Here is a 17,678-nt window from a genome sequence, read left to right on the forward strand (position 1 = left end):
CCCACCAGACCCCGACACCACCCAGGAGCCAGCCATGACCGACCAGCCCGCCCCCGCCACCACCGAGCAGCTGCGTCTACTCGCCGCCTGGAACGCCGGCCGCCTCGCCCAAGCCGCCCTTCAGCGCAGCATCCAGCGCTCCACCGAGCGCCTCCTGCGCCGGCCGCCCACCCGCCCCGCGTCATGACTCCCCACGACGCCCTGCGCCTGGCAGCGGCCGTCATTACCGCCAACGGCTTCCACCGCCACTACCTGTGGGACGCCAACCAAGCCCAGGCCGGCACCCCACCCGAGTTCTGCCGGGTCGACATCGTCGGCGCCCTCGCCATCGCCCTCCACGGACACCCCGCAATGGCCCACACCCCCGAAGTCCGCGAGGCGGAGCAGCTCCTCGCGACCCGGATAGACGCCCCATCACTAGCCGCCTGGTACCACCAGCGGCCCACCCGCCAGCAGGTACTCGACCTGCTGAACAACACCGCTCAAGGAGACCCGCAATGAGCGAGCACATCACCGTCACCGTCGCCGACCTCGAGACCGCCCTCCGCGGCTGGCTCGCCGACTTCGACTACGACCTGCACAAGGCGACCGAGTGCAGCGAGGACGACGGCACCGACTCCTACCCGGACGAAGCCGCCGACCTGTTCGACCGGCTCCGCGCGGCTGCCCAACCGTCCGCCTGACCCGACCCGCAACACACCCAGGAGGCACCCATGAACTTCACCGTCGGCCAGCGAGTCCGTACCGCCGTCAACGCCCCCGCCGCCTGGGCCGGCGCGTACTCCGCCCCGGCCGGGACCCTCGGCACCATCGCCAACTCCGAGGGCGGCGGACGCTACGGCGTCCTTCTCGACGACGACCCGGATCAGATGCCCGCGTCGTACACGGCCGCCGAGCTGCGTCCCGCCTAACCCCCGCCCCCTGCCTGGTCGTCCCGCAGCCCGCGGGACGACCGGCCCACCCCACCCCAGGAGACCACCGTGCCCGTACCCCCACCCGCCACCGACTTCCGCGCCGCCGCCGACGTCCTGCGAGACCTGATCCCCGAGGGCGCCTTCGAGGCCGAAGCCGTCCAGCTCCCGGCGAGCGTCGTGCACGCGTTCGCCAACTGGCTGGACGAAGCCGCCACCGACTCCGAGGAGATCGGAGCCGACCCCGTCGCCCTGATCGCGGCCCTGAAGGTCCTCGCCGCGCGACCCGACCACTCCTGCGGCAACTGCAACGGCGCCCCGGAGACCTGCCTGTTCAACCTCAAGGCCGACGGGAGCCCCCGATGACCGAGCTGCCCCGCATCACCCCGAACCCGGACGGCGACGGCGTGATCCTTCACCTCCCCGACATCACCTACCTCGACACCCAGGCCTGGTCCGTCGACATCGGCCTCACCGACGACGCGCTGGCCGCACTCCGCACGCTCCTCGCCGGACAGCCCGGCGACGTCGAGCACTGCACGCACTACCGGCCCGTCCACGACCAGCACCACACCAGCCCCGTCACCGGCTGCCCCTGGTGCACCCAGCCCGTCACCAGCGCCGAGGAGTAGCCATGCCCGCCCCCTGCACCGCGAGCCTCGACGACCAGCCCGTCACCGGCCGCACCCACCACTGCACCCTCGACGCCGGCCACGACAGCTGGCACCGCGCCGACCACGACGACGACACCGTCTGGTGGACCGACGCCACACCCGAAGCCACACCCCACCGGCCCACCGCGTGACCACCCAGCTGGCCCTGTGGGAGCCGGAGCCCTGCCACTCCGCCCCGGCTCCCACGCCACCGTCCCCCAGGCCAACCGCCCAGCAGCGCCTCCGCGAGCACCGCGTCGAGCCCGAAGCCGGACGCGCGGCGGGCGGTTGGCGGCGGTGGACACCCCACGGCGACCACATCCGGATCACCACCATCCCCGTACCCGAGGAGTACCTCTGATGGCCACCACCGACGCCGACACTCTCCGCGCCGCCATCGCCACCGACTGCCCCCACCGGCTCCCCGACTACGACCGCCAGCTCCACGCCATAGGCCAGCCCACCCCAGCATTCCTGCGCCTATGGCAAATCGAGCACGCCGCCAGCAGCGACCCCGAGCTCGAGGCCCGCCTCCTCGGGCTGGAGCAGCAGGCCGTCGACAGCACCGACGCCGACGAAGCCAGGCGCCTCATCGCCGAGTACAGCCGCATCCGCCACGCCATCACCGACCGGTACGAGGAGATGCAGCAGCGGGCCGAGACGGCCGAGGCCGCACTCGCCCGCGGTCGTGCCCTCGCCGAGGACATCCGAGACGGCGCCGCCTGGACTGCAAATTTCGACAACATCGCAGATCGCATCCTCGGCGCCCTCGACCAGACGGAGCCCCGACCGTGACCAACCCCCAGCACACCGCCTGACCACCCCGCGCCGCCGCAAGGAGCACCGCATGGACCGCTGCATCGCCTGCCACCAGCCGCTCTACGACTACGAGGCCGACCGACTCGCCTGCCTCGCCTGCCAGGACCGGGCCCGCCAGCAGCTCGCCGCCATAGCCGGCCCGGACGGCCTGTACGCCAACCTCGACCGCCTGCTCACCCCCGCCGGCCGGCCCCGCAGCGGCACCATCGGCCGACAGTCCGCCGGATCCGGCGCCCCCTGCAGCCTCGACACCCTCGACCTCATGATCGAAACCGGGCCCGTGCTCGGCATGCTCGAGACCTGGGTGCGCGACTGGGCGGAGCACGGCCGGGGCGCGCGGTCGAAGGGCGGCACCCTGCAGCAGCGCGTCGACCAAGCGGCGGCCACGCTCCGCTTCAACCTCGGCTGGGCCTGCACCGAACATCCCGCGGTCGACGAAATGCTCCGCGAGCTCGAGACGCTCCACCGGCGCCTCGACCGCATGGCCAGCGGCGAACGGGCACCCCGCGGCGTACCCGTCCGCTGCGCCACCGAGGACTGCCCCGGCATCCTCCGCGCCACCGTCAGCGGCCACGGCGGCACCTGTGCATACTGCGCCACCGAATACGCGCACGCCGAGATCCTCCACCTGCAGCCGGCCAGTAGGGCCGCGGCATGACCGACTCGGCCGCCAGCCAGATCCCCATCGCCACCGGCAGCGATGGCCAGCCGTACATCGGATGCGACGCCGCGGTCCTGCTCCTCCGGGCCATCGCCAGCGCTTGCCGGGAGAACGCCGACGATCCCGAGATGACCCTGCATGGATTGGCTGCCGCCATCGACATGGAGGCCGACGCGCTGGACGTCCGAGCCATTGCGCACACTGCATGACGAAGGCCCTCGCTCATCTCGAGCGGGGGCCTTCTCGCACTTCCAGGGCTACTCGCCCTTGGAGATTTGGTGTGCGCGCTGCGCGCTAACACCGCCCATCACCTCCCCAACCTCACGCCAGGGCCGACCCTCGTCGTGGAGCTCGACGGCGGTCTGCTGGCGTACCTCTCTCAGGACGGCCGTGACCATGGCCTCGAGTCCGACCAGCGCTTGGTAGCGGGTGGTCGGGTCGGTGATGGCGGTCAGGGTGTCGCGGACTCTGGTGGCGGCGGCCTCCAAGGACGGATTCATGTAGTGAGAGTAGGGGGCGCCGCATCCTCTTTCAAGAAGGAGCTTGACGCCGACCTGTTCAAGGTCTACCTTGAAATCAGAGCTTGAAAGCGCGGCTCACTCCTACCGGGCCTTGGTCCGCGGGCCGCGCCGCACAACTGAAAAGGGCCGACCTGCAACTCCTACATCGCAGGCCGACCCACCCAGCCCAGGTGTGTCACCACCTGGGCTGGCCATCCGGATCACCTGAAGGAAGCAGGGGACCAGACATGACGCATCGTACTGGCGCTTTGCGTAGTACCGACACCACCGCGCTCGTCTTCGAGCGCTCGGCCACCGTCGCGGACATCATCGACCGGCTGGCCAGCAGCGGCTACGAGTGGACCGCCGTGACCGCCCTCGGCTGGGGCATGGGCCCGGCACAGCTCGGCATCGAAGAGGCCGTCGCCGCCGCCATCGACGCCGGCTTCGTCACCGAGACGGTCCACAGCGGCAAGCAGCTCGTGCAGCTCGCCCGCCGCATCAACCGCGTCATCAAGCTCCACGGGGTGCGGATCTTCGTCTACGACGACCCGACCGCCTACCACCGCAGCGCCGTCGACGCCTACCGGCTGCCGACCAGCGACGAGACCGACCCGGACCAGACCGACCCGCGGAACCCGGTCGACCTCGTCCTCGTCGACGCCCTCGGCGGCGACGACCCGACCCAGGTCCCGGGAATGCTCCGCGACGTCCTCGGCTACCTCCAGGCCGCCGGTCTCACGTCGACCGACCTGGACACGGCGCGGGAAAACCGCTACGACCGGCTCGTCAGCTACACGACGCTCACGCCGAGCGCCGCCTGATGGCCGCCCCCGCCCCCGCCCTGGCGCTCGCCGAGGAGTGGCACGCCGAGGGCCTCGCCGTCCGGGTCGTGGAGATCCTCGCCGACGAGGCGAACCCCTCCCGCCGCAGCCTCCCCGCGTACCAGTTGTCCGCCCGACTCGCCTTCGCGACCGCCGCCAGCAGCACCAGCCAGCCCGGCGACTGCCCGTGCGACTGGTGCGGACAGGGCGACAGCGACCCCATCAACCCGCAGGACGGCGAGTAGCCGAGGAGGCCGCCATGGCCCACCGCAACCACACCCCGGAGTCCCGCCGCCGGCTCGCCGCCCGCTACCGGCAGATCGCCGACGACATCCAGACCTTCAAGCGCAGCAACTGGGAGCAGCGCGCCGCGTATTTCGCCGGCCTCGCCGACGAGCTCGAGGCCTACGCCACCCAGCAGCGCAGCTGAACCCCCGGGCCGGCCACACCAGCCGGCCCATCCCACCCCGGCACCACCGACCGGAGGACAGCCATGTCCCGATACCTGGAAGAGGCCGCCGGCCTGCTGCGGAAGTCGGCCGAGGCCAACGAGCGCGAGTACGCCACGTACCCGGCCGCGCTGATGCAGGGCCACGAGCGGATCGCCCGCGATTTCGCCACCCTCGCCGCGATCGACAAGGGCCTCCTGTCCGTCGAGCTCACCGCCGACATCATCCGCGCCATCGCCGAACGCCACCCCGCCTGACCACCGAGAGAGGACCACCCGTCATGCCCGTTGACCTGCTCATCGAGCTGCACCTCGACCGTCTCGAGGCCGCCGACAAGGCGGGCCTTGACCTCATCGACCGCTACCTCGAGGCCAAGAGCCGCGGCGACGAGCTCGGGATGCGCCGCTACGAGGCCCTCGCCGCCGACTTCGACACCGTCTACCCCGACATGCCGATCAGCGACGAGATCGACGCCCTCCGCACCGTCCAGGCCGCCTGATGCGCCGCGGAGAACCCTCCCCGCCGAGGGCCCGAGACAACGAACGCACCCGACCCCGCTCCCGCCACGACCACCATGTCGCCCCCGAGGACGGCCTCTACGAGCCCGGCCGACCCGCCGGCCAGAACGCCCGCTACGGCGAAGACACCCGCCTCTACCGCAACCGCGACGCCAAGGCCAGCTGAGGAGCCCAGCATGCAGACGCCCGAAGAGATCCAGGAAGCCCTCCGCAAGCAGTTGGAAGAGCAGGAGCGGGCCCACCGCGAGCTGGACGAGACGCTGGCCAAGCTCGCCGAACGCGACAACTGACCCAGCGCCCCGCCGCCCGAGCAAGTCGGGTGGCGGGGCCAACCGCACCGAGAGGAGCAGCCACCATGACCACCCACAACATGCGCCCCGCAGCCGCCCTCGCCTGGACGCTCGGAATCCTTCTCATTCTCACCCGCCCTGCCGTCTCCGGCGGGCTCCTCACCTCCGTCAACTGGGTCCTCGCCGGACCCGGTGGCGGCTGGGCCCTCGGCGCCGCACTCATTGCCACCATCGCTTTCATCACTCGCACTCGCTGGAGGGCGGCATGAAGACGTACTCGCCCCTCATGATCCCCGCGGCCGCCCTGTCTGCGGCATCCCTCGTGTGGACGACCTGGAGCCTCGTCGACCTCCTCGGCGCCGGCCCCGTCGGCTTCACCGTCGCGGCAGGCGCGGACATCATCTGGGCGTCCGTCATCCTTGCCGAGGCCCGCGGCCTTCGCGTCTCGGGGAATCGTTGGATCGTCCCTGGCCTCGGATGGGCTGGCATCTTCGCGGTTGCCGGACTCCTCATCTGGCACGGCATCAGCCAAGGATCTCCCGCAATGGCCGCCGCCGGTCCGCTCCTTCCGCTTGGAGCGAAGGCTGTGTGGATCCTCGCCCTCGCCGACATGCGGGACCCGGCCGCCCTCACCGACGAAGAGCGGCACAAGCTGGCTGCGATCGAGCGGGGCATGACCTTCGAAGAAGCCATGCACGGCGTCGAGATGCGCCGCCGCCGCATGGGTGCCGAGCTCACACTGGGCGAAATCGACACCGACTTCGACATTGAACTGGCCCGCCAGAGCAAGCAGCGCGAGTTGTCCCGCCGGCGCCCCCTCGAACTCCTTCCGGCCCCCTTCCGGCCCACCCGAATTTCGCCCGATGTAGAGGGCGAAATTTTCGCCTCGACTATCGCCGATACTTCGCCTCTCGCGACGGCGAACGATGCAGGTGAGGAGCCGGTAGCGAGCGAAGCGTTCGGGTTCGCAGCCGCCCTCGGTCAGCGCGAAACGCGACGCGAAATTTCGCAGCCCGCCAAAGGGGTCCGCACGCGCACCGCCGAGGCGAAGACTTCGCCCCGCCGCAAGTCCAAGAAGACCATCCGGCGTGACCCCCGCATCGACGCTGCTGCCGCGTATCGCGACAGCGTCGCCAAGGGGCAACCGCTCACCGGAGCCGACCTCGGCCGACTCTACGGGCGCACCGCCCGATGGGGTCAGCAGCTCATCGCGAGCATCGCCACCGACCGACAGGAGAGCACCAAGTGACAACACCTCAGCCTCGATCTGTGAGCCAGCTCCGACCCGGCCAGCCTGGGTCGACTCAGCAGCCGACGCAGCCCACCACCCGGACCAACAAGCTCAGCGTCAACCTGCCCGGCCCGGGAAGTGTCCTGCCGCCGCTGACACTGTCCGTCAACAAGACCATCGTCAACGGCGCAGCCACCCCGCCGGCCGCGGCTGGCGTCAAGCCGGTGCCCGGGTCGGACTTCACCAGCAACGAAGACATCCACGCCTACGCCAACCACGGGCGCCGCGAAGCCCGCGACCGAGCCACCCGCGTGGCCATGGACGCCGAGGCCCTGATGGCGATCCTGCGGCACATCCCCGACACCGCCGGCTCCCACGCCGGGGCCCGGATCCGGGCCATGAAGGTCGCACGCCACCTCAAGAAGATCGCCGCGGCGGAGAAGCTGATCGCCAAGCTGTACGTGACCCTGTACGCCGCCTTCCAGCGCGAGTACGAGGCCGAACTTAACCGGATCGGCAAGGGGCGTGCCCCGCAGGCCCCCCGCCAGCCGTTCGTGTGGCGGTGAAGTGGACCTCGCCGTAGCCGCCGTCGCTGCGCTGGGCTTCGCCGCGGTCCTCCGGGTCCGCTGGTACGTCCCGCTCGGCGACGGCATCACCCTCGCAATCAGCGCCTTCGCGCTCTACGTGATCGCCGCAGCCGTAATCCGCTGACACCCCTCTGACCTGCACTGACACCCGCTGACACCTGAGGTGACACCATGGCTGACACCACCAAGGCCGGCCTGATGAAAGCCGCGCTCTCCCCGCACGGCCGGCCCTGGCTGGCCGTCGCCGCCGAAGTTCCGGCAAGCCTCCTGGGCCATGCCTTCTGGGCCGACAACGCCCCCGCCGCCATCGGCATGACCCTCGCCTCCGGAGCCCTTACCGCCGCCACATGGTGGACCGGCGACACCACCCGCCTGCCCCGCAGGGTCCATGCCACCGCCACTGCGGCCTTCGGTACCGGCTACCTCACCATCGCCACCTTCACCGACCCCCTCGGCGGCGGCCAACTCTCCTGGCTCCTCATGGGCGGCGCAGTCATTGCAGCCTCGTGGAACATTCGCAAGGTCATGCGCGACGACCCCGACGCTGTAAAGCAGCAGGTCAAGGGCTCCGACGATACCGGGCTTCTGGTCAAGGCGGTCGGCGCCGCGAAGGTGATGCTCCGAGGCAAGCCCAAGGTCGAACCCAACAAGGTGACGGTGCCCCTGCAGCTTGCGGGCGGCGAAGTAACCGCCGAAGACCTCGGTAACCGCATCCGCTACATCGCCGGCGAGCTGGGCGTATCCCCGACCTCGGTGAAGATCCTCAGCGACCCCGACCACGCCGACCGAGCCACCCTCGTCATCATCCCGCAGGACATGCTCAAGGAACCCACCCCCTGGCCCGGCCCTTCCGCGCCCGGTGGATCCGTCACCGACCCCATCGTCGTCGGCATCTACGAGGACGGCGAAGTCGCCCAACTGTGGTTCCCGTGGGCCGCCGGCCGCAACGCCACCCACTTCCTCGCCGCAGGCATGAACGGCTCCGGCAAGTCGGCAGGCGTATCCGTCGCCGCCACTGAGGCCCTGACCAGGCGAGACGTCATCGTGTGGGCCATCGACCCGTCCAAGGGGCTACAGACCTTCGCCCCGTTCCTGCCATACCTCGACTGGGTCGAGATGACCATGTCCGGCGGTGAAACGATGATCTCCGCCCTCTCGCACGTCATCACTGCCCGCGCCGACGCCATGGGCCGACACGGCTACAAGAACTGGACGCCGAAGGTCTTCGACCAGCTCGGTATGCCGTACATGATCGTGTGGATCGAGGAGGCCGCAAAGTTCTTCCGCGACGGCACCGAGATGGAAGGCCTCGTCATGGAGGCCCGCTCCGCAGGCATTAGCGTCATCATCAGCCTTCAGCGGCCGTCCGCCTCGTCCATGCCCACTGACGTGCGGGAACAGCTGGGCGGAGCCTTCGTCTTCGGCGTCAAGGGCGGCACCACCGCTGACATGGCCCTCCCTGATGATGTTCGCGACGCCGGCGCCCGCCCTGAAGTCTGGCAGAACCGCAAGCCCGGCTACGCCTACCTCGTCGCCCCCGGCATCGACGAAGAGCGCTACCCCTTCCCCATGCGCACCCACCTCATCGACGACCAGCAGATCACGCAGGCCCTCGCCGCCGCGCCCCGGACCTACGCCGACCCCATCACAGCCAACGCCGCAGGACCCGCCTACGCCAACCGCACCCGCTACGACCAGGAGCAGCCCATGCAGCACCCCACCGTCCCCGCGGATGACGAGGCGCTCCTCGAGGCCCAGCTCGCCCACCAGCTCCTCCTCGACGACGAGGACGACGGCCCGATGGACCTTGACGTCGACATCGACCAGGAGCTCGAGCCCGCCGGCGAAGCATTCCCCCTAGCGGCCCCGCAGAAGGACGGCCAGGACCGCGGCACCGAAGAGGCCATGGCCACCCTGCTGGAGATGCTTGACGAGTTCCGGCAGCAGCAGCGCGACACCATCGGCCCGAAGGACTTCGGCCCCTACGAGGGCGGCAGCCGCAGCCCGCGCGTCGGCCGGTCCCGCGCCTGGATCTCCCCGACCCTCGGCGAACTCGCCGACGAAGGCATCCACCTCGCCGACACCGACCAGCCTGGCGTGTACCGGCTGCTCTACCCGGTCATGGCCGAAGCGGTCTGACACCCCTCTGACCTGCACTGACACCCGCTGACACCCTCAACAGGTGTCAGCGGGGGTGTCAGCGGCTCTGACACCCCCGCCGGCCTTAGACAACGCGTGCGCGCGCACGAGCTGACACCCCCTGACACCCCGCCCTGACACCCCCACGCCTGTCAGTCGGCATAAATCGCACCAAAGGAGACAATCGTGACCACCGATGCCGACCGCGAGCAGGCCGCCCGCATCATCCAGGCCGTCGAGGAGGCGATGGCCGCCCCGACCGCCTACCGCGACCCCAACCCGCTGCCCGTCGTCGGGGACACCCCGCCCGTCCCCCAGCCCGGCCGACCGCCGATGAGCCAACGCGCAACGGACGTCAGTGTGCTCATGCTCGCCGCGGGCGCCGCTTCACTCCCGATCGGAGCAGCCGCCAGCCTCGTGCTGTACACCCTCGGGGGCGTCGACCCGACCACCCTGGCCATCGCCGGCATCACGCCGATCGCCTTCGTCCTCGCCGTCAAAGCAGCAATCAGCGCTCTCGGACGCGGACTGCAGGGCGTGCACACCGAGCACCACCACCACTACAGCGGGCCGGTCCAGCAGACGCACCACACCATCTCGACCGAGACCCGCGGGCTCATCGCAAAGACGATCAACGGGAAGTGAGGAGATGCCATGTTCAAGGCAGGCCAAGAGGTTCTGATCGTCAGCTGCGCGGACGACCCCCGCGCCGTCGGCAAGACCGGGCGCATAGTCGATGAAGTGCCACCCGGCCCGCTCACCCAGGGGCGCTGGACGGTGCACAGGATCAGCCCCTTCATCGCCCCCGTCCTCTGTTCCGCCAGCGAACTCCAGCCCGTCAGCTGACCGATCCCTCGCGGCCCTGGCCTTCACCGGCCGGGGCCGCCGGCATGAGGACCGCACGCGCGATCCAGCCCTCGCCCAGACGGTCCGTCGGCAGCAGCACCGGGCGGGCGCCACGCGCAGCGCAATACCAGTCCAGCTCGCGCTGACACTCGGCGCGTGATGCGGCGCGGATCATGATGGAGGCCCCCACAGCGGCATTCTGCCGGGCGCGGGGGCCTCCGCGTTGCAGGACCGGCAACGGTAATGGACGACTTCAACGAGCCAACTCGGCCTGATAGATGCGATTGTCAGCAAAGGTTGACGGCTGACCTGCGCGAACGTATCGTTCGTCTCACTGCACACGTGTGACTTTGAGGCCCGCCCACTCGGCGGGCCTCAGTCGTTTCCGCGGAGGTGACCGTGCCCGGCATCGCCCTCGTCGACGAAGAAGCCGCCGCCTACTACGCCGGCCGGCCCGGCGTCACCATCCGACGATGGGCACACGAAGGCCGCATCAAGCGGTACGGCTCCGGCCGCGGCCGCGTCCGCTACAACGTCTTCGAGCTGCTGCCAGCCTCGCGCGACGAGTACACCAGCGAGCTCATCGAACCCGGCCCGCCGCCACCCCTGCCTGCAGCCGCCTGACGCGAGGAGGTGCCCGATGCCCTTTCCGTCCGGCACCCCCGTCGTCACGTTCACCGGCACTCTGCCCTCCGCGGTCGCCGGCACCCCCTTCAGTGGCCGCGTCGTCCTGACGCCATCTGCTCGGCTCGTCGACTCCGGGCGGAACGCCGTCTACACCGGCGGCGGCGTCGTCACCCTGGACGCAGCTGGGCACTTCAGCGTGCAGATCCTCCCCTGCGATGCTGCCGGCATCCTGCCGGAAGGCTGGCGCTGGTGGGTGGACGTGCAGCCCGCCCGCGGCACCCGATACGGCTTCTGGGCCAACATCACCGGCACCGGCACCGTGTACCTCGCAGACCTTACGCCCGTCCCAACTCCTGGCGGCGGCACCGCTCCCGGCGGCGGGGCCGTCTCATCCGTCAACGGCAAGGTCGGAGCAGTCGAGCTGACCGCCACAGACGTCGACGCCGACCCCGAGGGCACCGCAGCAGCTGCCGTTGTCTCCCACGCGGCCGCCTTGGACCCGCACGGCGACCGCGCTGCGGCTACCACGGCCCTGGCTGCGCACGCAGCCGACACGACTGACATCCACGGCATTGTTGACACCAGCACCCTCGAGACCCAGGCCGGGGCGCAGGGCAAGGCGGACGCAGCTGAAGCCGCAGCAGTCGTCACCGCAGCAGCCGATGCGACGGCCAAGGTGTCGGCCCACGCCACAGCTTCGGACCCCCACGGGGACCGCGCCGACGCTGCGACGAAGTACCTGGCAAAGTCGGCGAATCTGTCGGATCTGCAGTCTCCGGCGACGGCGCGCACGAATCTGGGCCTTGGCACCTCGGCGACCAAAGACAAGCCGGCTTGGATTTTCGATGTCACCGAGTACGGGGCGGTCGGGAACGGCAAGGTCGCCGCGGATGCCGCCATGACGTCAGGCAGCGCGACTTTGACCAGCGCGAGCGGCCCGTTCGTCTCGGGTGACGTCGGCAAGAACGTCATGGTCCTCGGCGCGGGCGCCTCCGGCGAGACCCTGGTCGGCACCATCGCTGCGTACACCAGTAGCACGCAGGTGACGCTGTCCGCGGCCGCGGGCACCACCGTCTCCGGCGTGCCTGCCATGTGGGCCAACGACGACACCGCAGCCATCCAGGCCGCCATCGACGCCGCAGCCACCTACGCGCATGCCCACGCCGGCGCAGCCACCGTCCTCATCCCACCGGCGACCGCGTCTTTTTACGGGATCGCGGGCCCGCTCAAGACTGGCGGAAGCACCCTGGGCAACGCGCAGCTGACGCTGCCCGTCGTGGCGGCGACTGGCCGCAAGCTCACGCTGACCATCCAGGGAGCCCACACGGGCGCTGGCGTCCAGCACTGGCAGCAGACCGTCCCGAACACGACCGGATCGACACTGGTGAGCTTCGGGCTCTTCGCCAACGCCACCGCCCAGACGAACTCCATCAACGCGGGCGGCAACCCTGCCGTCATCGGTGGGCCGTCACAGCCGGGCGGGTACGGTGTCGCACCTGGCAACTTCTCCAACCTGTACGTCGACATCGCCGACCTGTCGATCCTGACCTGCCACAGCAAGTTCGGGCTGACGTACACGGCGATCGACCTGTCCGGTGTGGCCAACGCGCAGCTCCGCGACGGCCAGACCAGCACCACCGGCACCGTCGCTCCGCCCGCCGGCAGCTACGTCAGCCCCGGCGTCTTTGCGACCGGCCTGTCCATCGGTGTGCTGCTGCCGGCCAACGGCAACAACGACAACACCCTCGTCCGCAACTGGACCATCGGCGGCGGCTACACCTACGGCCTGCTCGCCACCGAGCACACCGACATCTACGGCCTGCGGATCCTGTACTGCTGGGCAGCGCTCTGCCCCGTCGGCACGTACTACAGCAGCGTGGGCGCGGCACACTCGATCAACGGATCGCTGATCAGCATCGAGCAGTGCACCTACCTCGTCTACATCTTCGGCCCCGGCACGGGCGGCATCGGCCCGACCATGTACCTGAAGATCGACACCGAGACCAGCACCCCACGCTTCGGCGACCGCACCAGCGGCACGGGGCTTGCCGCAGCCCGCGGTGAGGTCACGCTGGCCGGCCTCTTCACGGCGTCCGGGCTCACGCTCGACGCACCGACGGGGCTGAAGATCCGCAACAGCCAGCTGACCTACCCGGTCGCCACCAAGACCGCCAACTACACGGTCACGAGCTTCGACCAGGACATCCTCGTCGACGCCACAGCCGGAGCCGTCACCATCACCCTGCCGACCGCAGTCGGTCGCACCGACCCCATCACGGTCAAGAAGATCGACAGCAGCACCAACGCGGTCACGGTCGACGCGGCCAGCTCGGAGACCATCGACGGGCAGCTCATCAAGCGCCTCGACGCGCAGTGGGACTACGCCACCCTCGTGCCATCCGGCAGCGGCTGGTACGTCAAGGCGGTACCCACAGCCGCCGTGTGGCGACGGCGTAATCTGCCCGACCCGGTGCTCGTCGACAGCCTCTACGCCGGAACGGCGCCCAGTATCAGCGTCGTCCAGACCAGCACCCCCACCGCCGGGTACGTGAAGTACGCGCCCGCAGGCGCAGCGCTCAGCGGCAGCGACGTCACCGGCCCGTTCACGTACCTCGGAGCCGGGGGCTTCCAGATCGGGTCCGGCACCCCCGACTCGACCTACGTGCTGCCTACGTCCCGCTACCCCCACACTCGCGGCAGCCTCACCAGCAGCCAGTCGGTGTGGTCGCTGGAGTTCGGATGCGACACGCAGATCTTCCAGCTGCGCTTCAACTACCAGACCGCCGGGATGTACCGCCTGTCCATCGACGGCCGACGGGTCACCGAACTCATGCAGGCCGTCGGTGGTACCACCGCCGGCAGTACCCACCTCATGACCGTCGATCTCGGCAGCGCGGCCCCCCGCGTGATCCGGTTCGACTTCTACACCGTCCCGTTCGGCGGGGTCTACCTGCAGCCCTTTGCCACCATGTGGTCCTCCGTCCCCAACGGCGGCCGCTTCATGGTCTTCGGTGACAGCCTCTCCGACGGCTCCTCCATCAACGCGGGCGGAGGCGCCGGCACCTGGGTCCAGCGGGCCGCCAAGCTTCTCGGCTCCAACGACTTCTGGGATGAAGCCCGAGGCGGTACCGGCTACATCACGGCGGGCTCATACGCCACCCTCGCGAACCGGGTAGCCGCCGACGTCGTCGCCTGGAACCCCGACCGCCTCGTCATCTGGGCTGGCTACAACGACAACGGCGGAGTCCAGGCGGACATCGCCACCGCCGCGGCCGGCCTGTACGCCACCATCAAGGCCGGGCTGCCCAACACGACCGTCTACGTCATCGGCTGCTGGTCACCCACCGGCTCACCCGCAGCCTCCCTCACCAACACCGACGCCACCCTGCGGACCGCAGCGGCAGGCGCCGGCTTCCCCTTCATCAGCCCGATCACAGGTTCGATCTACAACGGAGCCGGGACTCTGGTAGCCACCCACGGCGGATGGATCACCGGCACCGGACGCGTCGGCGCAACCACCGGCAGCGGCAACGCCGACGGCTACATCGGCACCGATGCTGTCCACCCCACGGACGCTGGTCACATCTACCTGGCACGCCGTATTGCCGCGGCGATTCGGGAGCTCATGCCCGCCTAGTCGTCGCCCTGCTTCCGCCACGGCCTGTCGCCTGGGCGCAGCAGCGTCTCCGGCGGCTTGCCGCTCGCACGTCGCTGGCCGGCCGTTGACGCACCAACGAACACGATCATCAGCAGGCCGACGACAGCAACCGGCCAAGGCAGGAACAACCCGCCGATCAACAGCAGCAGGCCAACGGCCAACAGTCCTCGTGCCCAGTCCGGACCCTGATGCTCAGCCATCTCGGCTCCCTCCATCGAGATCGCACACGGTACGCGCAGGGAGGTGGACACGGTGGCCAGACGGACAGGATGGCGGGTGTGCTCGACCCCGGGCTGCCCGGAGTACACCGACGAAGGCGGGCGCTGCCCAGACCACAGACGTCAGGCCGAGGCCAAGCGTGGCAGCGCAAGGCAGCGAGGCTATGGGCGCGAGCACGAGCAGCGGTTCAGGCCCGGCGTCCTGACACGGGACCGGGTGTGCGTGCTGTGTGGTCAGGCGCCCAGTGTCCATGCCGACCACCACCCGCTCAGCCGGCGCAAGCTCGTCGAGCAAGGGCTCGACCCGGACGACCCGAGGCATGGGCGTGGGCTGTGCGGTCCGTGCCACAGCAGGGAGACGGCGCAGCACCAGCCTGGTGGCTGGCATGCCTGACCCTGGAAGGCGATCACCATCGACTTGATCACCGTGAGCCTGATCAACATGGATGTGATCACGACGGTGGTGATCAAGATGAAGCTAGATCAACATCACTCAGGGTGAGATCAAGGCAAGATCACCCAGGGGGGATACCCCAAGATCGAGGATCACCAGGACCGCCGGGGAGGTGCCTGCCCACGTCTACGGGTCTGGCACCCTTCGTGATCTTGTACCGAACTACGCAGCGTGAACCCGCGCCGGCCGCAACGGCGGGCGCCGACGTGCCGCAACGGCGCGAGGAGTTGATCGCAATGGCAGGCATGGGACCTCCTCCCAAGCCGGCTGGGCAGCGACGGCGGACCAACGCCACCATCGCCATGACCCAGCTGCCGGCCGAGGGCCGCAAGGGCCCCGCACCCCGCTACCCCCTTCCGCCGATAGTCGTCCGCGACGAGGAGGGCGGCTCGGAGATGGCCAGGGAACGTGAGGCCGATCTGTGGGAGTCGCTGTGGGCGACGCCGCAGGCGATGATGTGGGAGCGGACGCACGCAGAGCTGACGGTGGCCCGTTTCGTCCGCTTCTCGGTGCTGGCAGAGGCCGGGAACGTGAAGGCGGCCACCGAGGCCCGGCAACTTGAAGACCGCCTCGGGCTGAACCCCCAGGCCATGCTCCGACTGCGCTGGGAGGTGGCTGCCGACGAGGTAGCCGAGCAGCGACAGGAGCGCACGACGAGGGCGCAGGTTCGTACTCCGCGGCAGCGGCTGAGGGTGGTCGACTCGGATGCCGTGGCGGGGACCTGAGCATGCAGGCGAGTTCCCCACCCTGGGCTGGGCGGTCGGCGAGTGGATCGAGGCGCACTGCGTCATCCCGGACGGCGACCAGATCGGCGACCCGTACCTCCTGACCGACGAGATGTGGCGCTTCCTGGCTTGGCACTACCGCCTGCGCGAGGACGCGACCGAGGAGGGCTGGCGTTCCGCCTGGTCGTACCGTCGGTCGCAGCTGGTCCGCCCGCAGAAGTGGGGCAAGGGCCCGCTGACGTGCGCGATGGTGTGCGCGGAGGCGGCCGGCCCGGTCCGGTTCGCGGGCTGGGATGCCGCTGGGGAGCCGGTCGGCCGGGCGTGGGAGACGCCGTGGATCCAGATCGCGGCGACCTCCGAGGATCAGACCGACAACGTCTACCGCGCACTTGTACCGATGATCGACGAGAGCCCGCTGCTGAGCTCTCTGATCCCAGACACCGGCGAGACGCGGATCAACGTGCCGGGCGGCGGCCGGATCGAGCCCGTCACCAGCTCGGGCCGGGCCCGTCTCGGGCAGCGCATCACGTTCGCCGTGCAGGACGAGACGCACTCGTGGCTGGAGGCGAACGGCGGGTGGAAGCTCGCCGAGACCCAACGCCGCAACTTGTCGGGCACCGGAGGCCGCGCGGTGGAGACCACGAACGCATGGGACCCGTCGGAGCAGTCCGTGGCGCAGCGGACCGCGGAGGCGTCAGTGAAGGACGTGTACCGCGATCACCGGGTTCCGGCTCCGGCGTCGCTGGCGAACAAGCGGGAGCGGCACAAGGCGCTGCGGACCGCTTACGGAGACTCCTCCGTGCTCGTCGGCGGCTGGGTTGACCTCGACCGCATCGACGGCGAACTCGTCGAGATCGCCGAGAAGGACCCGGCGCAGGCGGAGCGCTTCTACCTGAACCGCATCGTCGCCGGCACGGGCGCCTACCTAGATGGCGACCGATGGGATCTGCTCCGCGAGGAGCGAGAGGTGGCCGCCGGCACCGCGGTCACGCTCGGCTTCGACGGCTCGGACATCGACGACTGGACCGGCATCCGGCTGGAGACCCTGGACGGGTTCCAGTTCACCCCGACCTACGGCCCCGACCGCCTCCCGACGGTGTGGAATCCGAAGGACTGGGGTGGCCAGGTGCCGCGCCTGGAGGTCATGGCCGCGTTCGATGAGGTGTTCACGACGTACAGCGTCGTTCGCGCCTACTTGGACCCGCCGTATTGGGAGTCCGAGGTCGACACGCTTGCCGAGAAGCACGGCGAGAAGGTCGTCACCCGCTGGTACACGAACCGGGTGGCGCAGATGCACGGCGCCGCCGAGCGGCTCGCTACGGACGTGTCGAAGAAGGACTCACCGTTCCGGCATGACGGCTGCCAGTGGGCTGGCCAGCACCTGCGGAACATGCGAAAGGGCGCCCGGCCGGCTGGTCGGTACGTCCTGAAGAAAGCGTCCGAGGCGCAGAAGATCGACCTCGGCATGTGCTCGATTCTCGCCCACGAGGCGGCTGGTGACGCAGTCGCCGCCGGCCAGGCCAAGACCAAGCGGCGCCGCGCCCGCGGCTTCTGACCGAGAGGGGGCC

General features: G+C 69.9%; 31 protein-coding genes. 28 read left to right on the plus strand and 3 right to left on the minus strand.

Translation table 11 applies throughout. The features are described 5' to 3' along the window. The first annotated feature begins 34 nt into the window (after positions 1-34). The 11 genes from ACZ4VL_RS23710 to ACZ4VL_RS23760 all read left to right on the plus strand — a co-directional run bounded on the left by ACZ4VL_RS23710 (position 35) and on the right by ACZ4VL_RS23760 (position 3,253). The gene (locus tag ACZ4VL_RS23710) at positions 35-187 is read left to right on the plus strand and encodes a hypothetical protein (protein WP_468203320.1); all 153 of its coding nucleotides are present in this window, start codon (positions 35-37) and stop codon (positions 185-187) included. Next, a complete protein-coding gene (locus ACZ4VL_RS23715) occupies positions 184-501 on the plus strand; it encodes a DUF6197 family protein (protein ID WP_468203324.1) in 318 nt (105 codons plus the stop codon). The genes ACZ4VL_RS23710 and ACZ4VL_RS23715 overlap by 4 nt, the downstream gene beginning before the upstream one ends. Further along, positions 498-683 carry a hypothetical protein gene (locus ACZ4VL_RS23720; RefSeq protein WP_468203327.1) on the plus strand — a complete coding sequence of 62 codons (186 nt, stop codon included), beginning with the start codon at positions 498-500 and terminating at the stop codon, positions 681-683. Before ACZ4VL_RS23715 ends, ACZ4VL_RS23720 begins: the two co-directional genes overlap by 4 nt. A gap of 30 nt (positions 684-713) precedes the next feature. Further along, positions 714-911, plus strand: coding sequence for a hypothetical protein (locus ACZ4VL_RS23725; RefSeq protein WP_468203329.1), 198 nt, complete (start codon positions 714-716; stop codon positions 909-911). 69 nt (positions 912-980) lie between these two features. Continuing rightward, positions 981-1,277, plus strand: a complete 297-nt coding sequence (locus ACZ4VL_RS23730) for a hypothetical protein (protein WP_468203334.1) — start codon at positions 981-983, stop codon at positions 1,275-1,277. Further along, on the plus strand, positions 1,274-1,543 hold the full coding sequence (locus ACZ4VL_RS23735; RefSeq protein ID WP_468203336.1) for a hypothetical protein: 270 nt from the start codon (positions 1,274-1,276) through the stop codon (positions 1,541-1,543). Before ACZ4VL_RS23730 ends, ACZ4VL_RS23735 begins: the two co-directional genes overlap by 4 nt. 2 nt (positions 1,544-1,545) lie before the next feature. After that, on the plus strand, positions 1,546-1,716 hold the full coding sequence (locus tag ACZ4VL_RS23740) for a hypothetical protein (RefSeq protein ID WP_468203341.1): 171 nt from the start codon (positions 1,546-1,548) through the stop codon (positions 1,714-1,716). Further along, positions 1,713-1,925 (plus strand): hypothetical protein, encoded by a 213-nt coding sequence (locus ACZ4VL_RS23745; RefSeq protein ID WP_468203344.1) that lies wholly within the window; start codon positions 1,713-1,715, stop codon positions 1,923-1,925. The genes ACZ4VL_RS23740 and ACZ4VL_RS23745 overlap by 4 nt, the downstream gene beginning before the upstream one ends. Continuing rightward, complete coding sequence (locus ACZ4VL_RS23750; RefSeq protein WP_468203347.1) at positions 1,925-2,359, plus strand: hypothetical protein; 435 nt, start codon at positions 1,925-1,927, stop codon at positions 2,357-2,359. Before ACZ4VL_RS23745 ends, ACZ4VL_RS23750 begins: the two co-directional genes overlap by 1 nt. Positions 2,360-2,411: 52 nt before the next feature. Continuing rightward, positions 2,412-3,041 carry a hypothetical protein gene (locus tag ACZ4VL_RS23755; protein ID WP_468203350.1) on the plus strand — a complete coding sequence of 210 codons (630 nt, stop codon included), beginning with the start codon at positions 2,412-2,414 and terminating at the stop codon, positions 3,039-3,041. After that, positions 3,038-3,253: a hypothetical protein gene (locus tag ACZ4VL_RS23760; RefSeq protein WP_468203353.1), complete on the plus strand. Its 216-nt coding sequence runs from the start codon at positions 3,038-3,040 to the stop codon at positions 3,251-3,253. The genes ACZ4VL_RS23755 and ACZ4VL_RS23760 overlap by 4 nt, the downstream gene beginning before the upstream one ends. Before the next feature lie 48 nt (positions 3,254-3,301). Here ACZ4VL_RS23760 and ACZ4VL_RS23765 read toward each other — a convergent pair whose 3' ends face one another. Then, a complete protein-coding gene (locus ACZ4VL_RS23765; protein WP_468203355.1) occupies positions 3,302-3,544 on the minus strand; it encodes a hypothetical protein in 243 nt (80 codons plus the stop codon). Positions 3,545-3,792: 248 nt separating this feature from the next. On the opposite strand from ACZ4VL_RS23765, the gene ACZ4VL_RS23770 reads away from it, so the two are divergent. The 13 genes from ACZ4VL_RS23770 to ACZ4VL_RS23830 all read left to right on the plus strand — a co-directional run bounded on the left by ACZ4VL_RS23770 (position 3,793) and on the right by ACZ4VL_RS23830 (position 10,428). After that, entirely contained in the window at positions 3,793-4,368 is a 576-nt protein-coding gene (locus ACZ4VL_RS23770; RefSeq protein WP_468203358.1) for a hypothetical protein, read from the plus strand. Then, positions 4,368-4,613: a hypothetical protein gene (locus tag ACZ4VL_RS23775; protein ID WP_468203360.1), complete on the plus strand. Its 246-nt coding sequence runs from the start codon at positions 4,368-4,370 to the stop codon at positions 4,611-4,613. The genes ACZ4VL_RS23770 and ACZ4VL_RS23775 overlap by 1 nt, the downstream gene beginning before the upstream one ends. 14 nt (positions 4,614-4,627) lie before the next feature. Beyond that, entirely contained in the window at positions 4,628-4,798 is a 171-nt protein-coding gene (locus ACZ4VL_RS23780; RefSeq protein WP_468203365.1) for a hypothetical protein, read from the plus strand. 63 nt (positions 4,799-4,861) lie between these two features. Then, complete coding sequence (locus ACZ4VL_RS23785; protein ID WP_468203370.1) at positions 4,862-5,074, plus strand: hypothetical protein; 213 nt, start codon at positions 4,862-4,864, stop codon at positions 5,072-5,074. 23 nt (positions 5,075-5,097) lie between these two features. Then, complete coding sequence (locus tag ACZ4VL_RS23790) at positions 5,098-5,316, plus strand: hypothetical protein (protein ID WP_468203372.1); 219 nt, start codon at positions 5,098-5,100, stop codon at positions 5,314-5,316. Next, positions 5,316-5,501 (plus strand): hypothetical protein, encoded by a 186-nt coding sequence (locus ACZ4VL_RS23795; protein WP_468203375.1) that lies wholly within the window; start codon positions 5,316-5,318, stop codon positions 5,499-5,501. The genes ACZ4VL_RS23790 and ACZ4VL_RS23795 overlap by 1 nt, the downstream gene beginning before the upstream one ends. 189 nt (positions 5,502-5,690) lie before the next feature. Then, positions 5,691-5,894: a hypothetical protein gene (locus ACZ4VL_RS23800; protein ID WP_468203378.1), complete on the plus strand. Its 204-nt coding sequence runs from the start codon at positions 5,691-5,693 to the stop codon at positions 5,892-5,894. After that, on the plus strand, positions 5,891-6,874 hold the full coding sequence (locus ACZ4VL_RS23805; RefSeq protein WP_468203382.1) for a hypothetical protein: 984 nt from the start codon (positions 5,891-5,893) through the stop codon (positions 6,872-6,874). Before ACZ4VL_RS23800 ends, ACZ4VL_RS23805 begins: the two co-directional genes overlap by 4 nt. Before the next feature lie 20 nt (positions 6,875-6,894). After that, positions 6,895-7,422, plus strand: a complete 528-nt coding sequence (gene traA / locus ACZ4VL_RS23810; protein WP_468203385.1) for a plasmid transfer protein TraA — start codon at positions 6,895-6,897, stop codon at positions 7,420-7,422. Position 7,423: 1 nt separating this feature from the next. Next, positions 7,424-7,567, plus strand: coding sequence for a hypothetical protein (locus ACZ4VL_RS23815; RefSeq protein ID WP_468203388.1), 144 nt, complete (start codon positions 7,424-7,426; stop codon positions 7,565-7,567). A gap of 47 nt (positions 7,568-7,614) precedes the next feature. Beyond that, positions 7,615-9,582, plus strand: a complete 1,968-nt coding sequence (gene traB / locus ACZ4VL_RS23820; RefSeq protein WP_468203392.1) for a plasmid transfer protein TraB — start codon at positions 7,615-7,617, stop codon at positions 9,580-9,582. A 186-nt stretch (positions 9,583-9,768) separates the two neighbouring features. Continuing rightward, complete coding sequence (locus tag ACZ4VL_RS23825) at positions 9,769-10,227, plus strand: hypothetical protein (protein ID WP_468203395.1); 459 nt, start codon at positions 9,769-9,771, stop codon at positions 10,225-10,227. 9 nt (positions 10,228-10,236) lie between these two features. Then, positions 10,237-10,428: a hypothetical protein gene (locus tag ACZ4VL_RS23830; protein WP_468203398.1), complete on the plus strand. Its 192-nt coding sequence runs from the start codon at positions 10,237-10,239 to the stop codon at positions 10,426-10,428. Here the strand turns inward: ACZ4VL_RS23830 and ACZ4VL_RS23835 are convergent. Next, positions 10,421-10,618, minus strand: coding sequence for a hypothetical protein (locus tag ACZ4VL_RS23835; protein ID WP_468203401.1), 198 nt, complete (start codon positions 10,616-10,618; stop codon positions 10,421-10,423). The two genes, ACZ4VL_RS23830 and ACZ4VL_RS23835, sit on opposite strands and share 8 nt — an antisense overlap. A gap of 209 nt (positions 10,619-10,827) precedes the next feature. Between ACZ4VL_RS23835 and ACZ4VL_RS23840 the strand changes: the two genes are divergently transcribed. Next, positions 10,828-11,052 carry a helix-turn-helix domain-containing protein gene (locus ACZ4VL_RS23840; protein ID WP_468203406.1) on the plus strand — a complete coding sequence of 75 codons (225 nt, stop codon included), beginning with the start codon at positions 10,828-10,830 and terminating at the stop codon, positions 11,050-11,052. A 16-nt stretch (positions 11,053-11,068) separates the two neighbouring features. Continuing rightward, positions 11,069-14,692 carry a GDSL-type esterase/lipase family protein gene (locus ACZ4VL_RS23845; protein WP_468203410.1) on the plus strand — a complete coding sequence of 1,208 codons (3,624 nt, stop codon included), beginning with the start codon at positions 11,069-11,071 and terminating at the stop codon, positions 14,690-14,692. Here ACZ4VL_RS23845 and ACZ4VL_RS23850 read toward each other — a convergent pair. Beyond that, positions 14,689-14,913 (minus strand): hypothetical protein, encoded by a 225-nt coding sequence (locus tag ACZ4VL_RS23850; protein WP_468203415.1) that lies wholly within the window; start codon positions 14,911-14,913, stop codon positions 14,689-14,691. The genes ACZ4VL_RS23845 and ACZ4VL_RS23850 overlap by 4 nt on opposite strands. 717 nt (positions 14,914-15,630) lie before the next feature. Between ACZ4VL_RS23850 and ACZ4VL_RS23855 the strand changes: the two genes are divergently transcribed. Both ACZ4VL_RS23855 and ACZ4VL_RS23860 read left to right on the plus strand, forming a co-directional pair. Beyond that, on the plus strand, positions 15,631-16,110 hold the full coding sequence (locus tag ACZ4VL_RS23855; RefSeq protein ID WP_468203417.1) for a phage terminase small subunit: 480 nt from the start codon (positions 15,631-15,633) through the stop codon (positions 16,108-16,110). After that, positions 16,091-17,665 carry a hypothetical protein gene (locus ACZ4VL_RS23860; protein ID WP_468203420.1) on the plus strand — a complete coding sequence of 525 codons (1,575 nt, stop codon included), beginning with the start codon at positions 16,091-16,093 and terminating at the stop codon, positions 17,663-17,665. Before ACZ4VL_RS23855 ends, ACZ4VL_RS23860 begins: the two co-directional genes overlap by 20 nt. Positions 17,666-17,678 lie beyond the last annotated feature (13 nt).

The sequence above is a fragment of the Streptomyces sp. NPDC029014 genome, from assembly GCF_055564695.1.

Bases quoted from the DNA above. Each gene is read 5' to 3' on its own strand.
- ACZ4VL_RS23735 (WP_468203336.1), top strand. From the start codon at position 1,274: ATGACCGAGCTGCCCCGCATCACCCCGAACCCGGACGGCGACGGCGTG.
- ACZ4VL_RS23855 (WP_468203417.1), top strand. From the start codon at position 15,631: ATGGGACCTCCTCCCAAGCCGGCTGGGCAGCGACGGCGGACCAACGCC.
- ACZ4VL_RS23710 (WP_468203320.1), top strand. From the start codon at position 35: ATGACCGACCAGCCCGCCCCCGCCACCACCGAGCAGCTGCGTCTACTC.
- ACZ4VL_RS23775 (WP_468203360.1), top strand. From the start codon at position 4,368: ATGGCCGCCCCCGCCCCCGCCCTGGCGCTCGCCGAGGAGTGGCACGCC.
- ACZ4VL_RS23795 (WP_468203375.1), top strand. From the start codon at position 5,316: ATGCGCCGCGGAGAACCCTCCCCGCCGAGGGCCCGAGACAACGAACGC.
- ACZ4VL_RS23850 (WP_468203415.1), bottom strand. From the start codon at position 14,913: ATGGCTGAGCATCAGGGTCCGGACTGGGCACGAGGACTGTTGGCCGTT.
- ACZ4VL_RS23845 (WP_468203410.1), top strand. From the start codon at position 11,069: ATGCCCTTTCCGTCCGGCACCCCCGTCGTCACGTTCACCGGCACTCTG.
- ACZ4VL_RS23800 (WP_468203378.1), top strand. From the start codon at position 5,691: ATGACCACCCACAACATGCGCCCCGCAGCCGCCCTCGCCTGGACGCTC.
- ACZ4VL_RS23780 (WP_468203365.1), top strand. From the start codon at position 4,628: ATGGCCCACCGCAACCACACCCCGGAGTCCCGCCGCCGGCTCGCCGCC.
- ACZ4VL_RS23750 (WP_468203347.1), top strand. From the start codon at position 1,925: ATGGCCACCACCGACGCCGACACTCTCCGCGCCGCCATCGCCACCGAC.
- ACZ4VL_RS23760 (WP_468203353.1), top strand. From the start codon at position 3,038: ATGACCGACTCGGCCGCCAGCCAGATCCCCATCGCCACCGGCAGCGAT.
- ACZ4VL_RS23765 (WP_468203355.1), bottom strand. From the start codon at position 3,544: ATGAATCCGTCCTTGGAGGCCGCCGCCACCAGAGTCCGCGACACCCTG.
- ACZ4VL_RS23860 (WP_468203420.1), top strand. From the start codon at position 16,091: ATGCCGTGGCGGGGACCTGAGCATGCAGGCGAGTTCCCCACCCTGGGC.
- ACZ4VL_RS23715 (WP_468203324.1), top strand. From the start codon at position 184: ATGACTCCCCACGACGCCCTGCGCCTGGCAGCGGCCGTCATTACCGCC.
- ACZ4VL_RS23755 (WP_468203350.1), top strand. From the start codon at position 2,412: ATGGACCGCTGCATCGCCTGCCACCAGCCGCTCTACGACTACGAGGCC.
- ACZ4VL_RS23830 (WP_468203398.1), top strand. From the start codon at position 10,237: ATGTTCAAGGCAGGCCAAGAGGTTCTGATCGTCAGCTGCGCGGACGAC.
- traB (WP_468203392.1), top strand. From the start codon at position 7,615: ATGGCTGACACCACCAAGGCCGGCCTGATGAAAGCCGCGCTCTCCCCG.
- ACZ4VL_RS23785 (WP_468203370.1), top strand. From the start codon at position 4,862: ATGTCCCGATACCTGGAAGAGGCCGCCGGCCTGCTGCGGAAGTCGGCC.
- ACZ4VL_RS23740 (WP_468203341.1), top strand. From the start codon at position 1,546: ATGCCCGCCCCCTGCACCGCGAGCCTCGACGACCAGCCCGTCACCGGC.
- ACZ4VL_RS23790 (WP_468203372.1), top strand. From the start codon at position 5,098: ATGCCCGTTGACCTGCTCATCGAGCTGCACCTCGACCGTCTCGAGGCC.
- ACZ4VL_RS23725 (WP_468203329.1), top strand. From the start codon at position 714: ATGAACTTCACCGTCGGCCAGCGAGTCCGTACCGCCGTCAACGCCCCC.
- ACZ4VL_RS23805 (WP_468203382.1), top strand. From the start codon at position 5,891: ATGAAGACGTACTCGCCCCTCATGATCCCCGCGGCCGCCCTGTCTGCG.
- ACZ4VL_RS23720 (WP_468203327.1), top strand. From the start codon at position 498: ATGAGCGAGCACATCACCGTCACCGTCGCCGACCTCGAGACCGCCCTC.
- ACZ4VL_RS23770 (WP_468203358.1), top strand. From the start codon at position 3,793: ATGACGCATCGTACTGGCGCTTTGCGTAGTACCGACACCACCGCGCTC.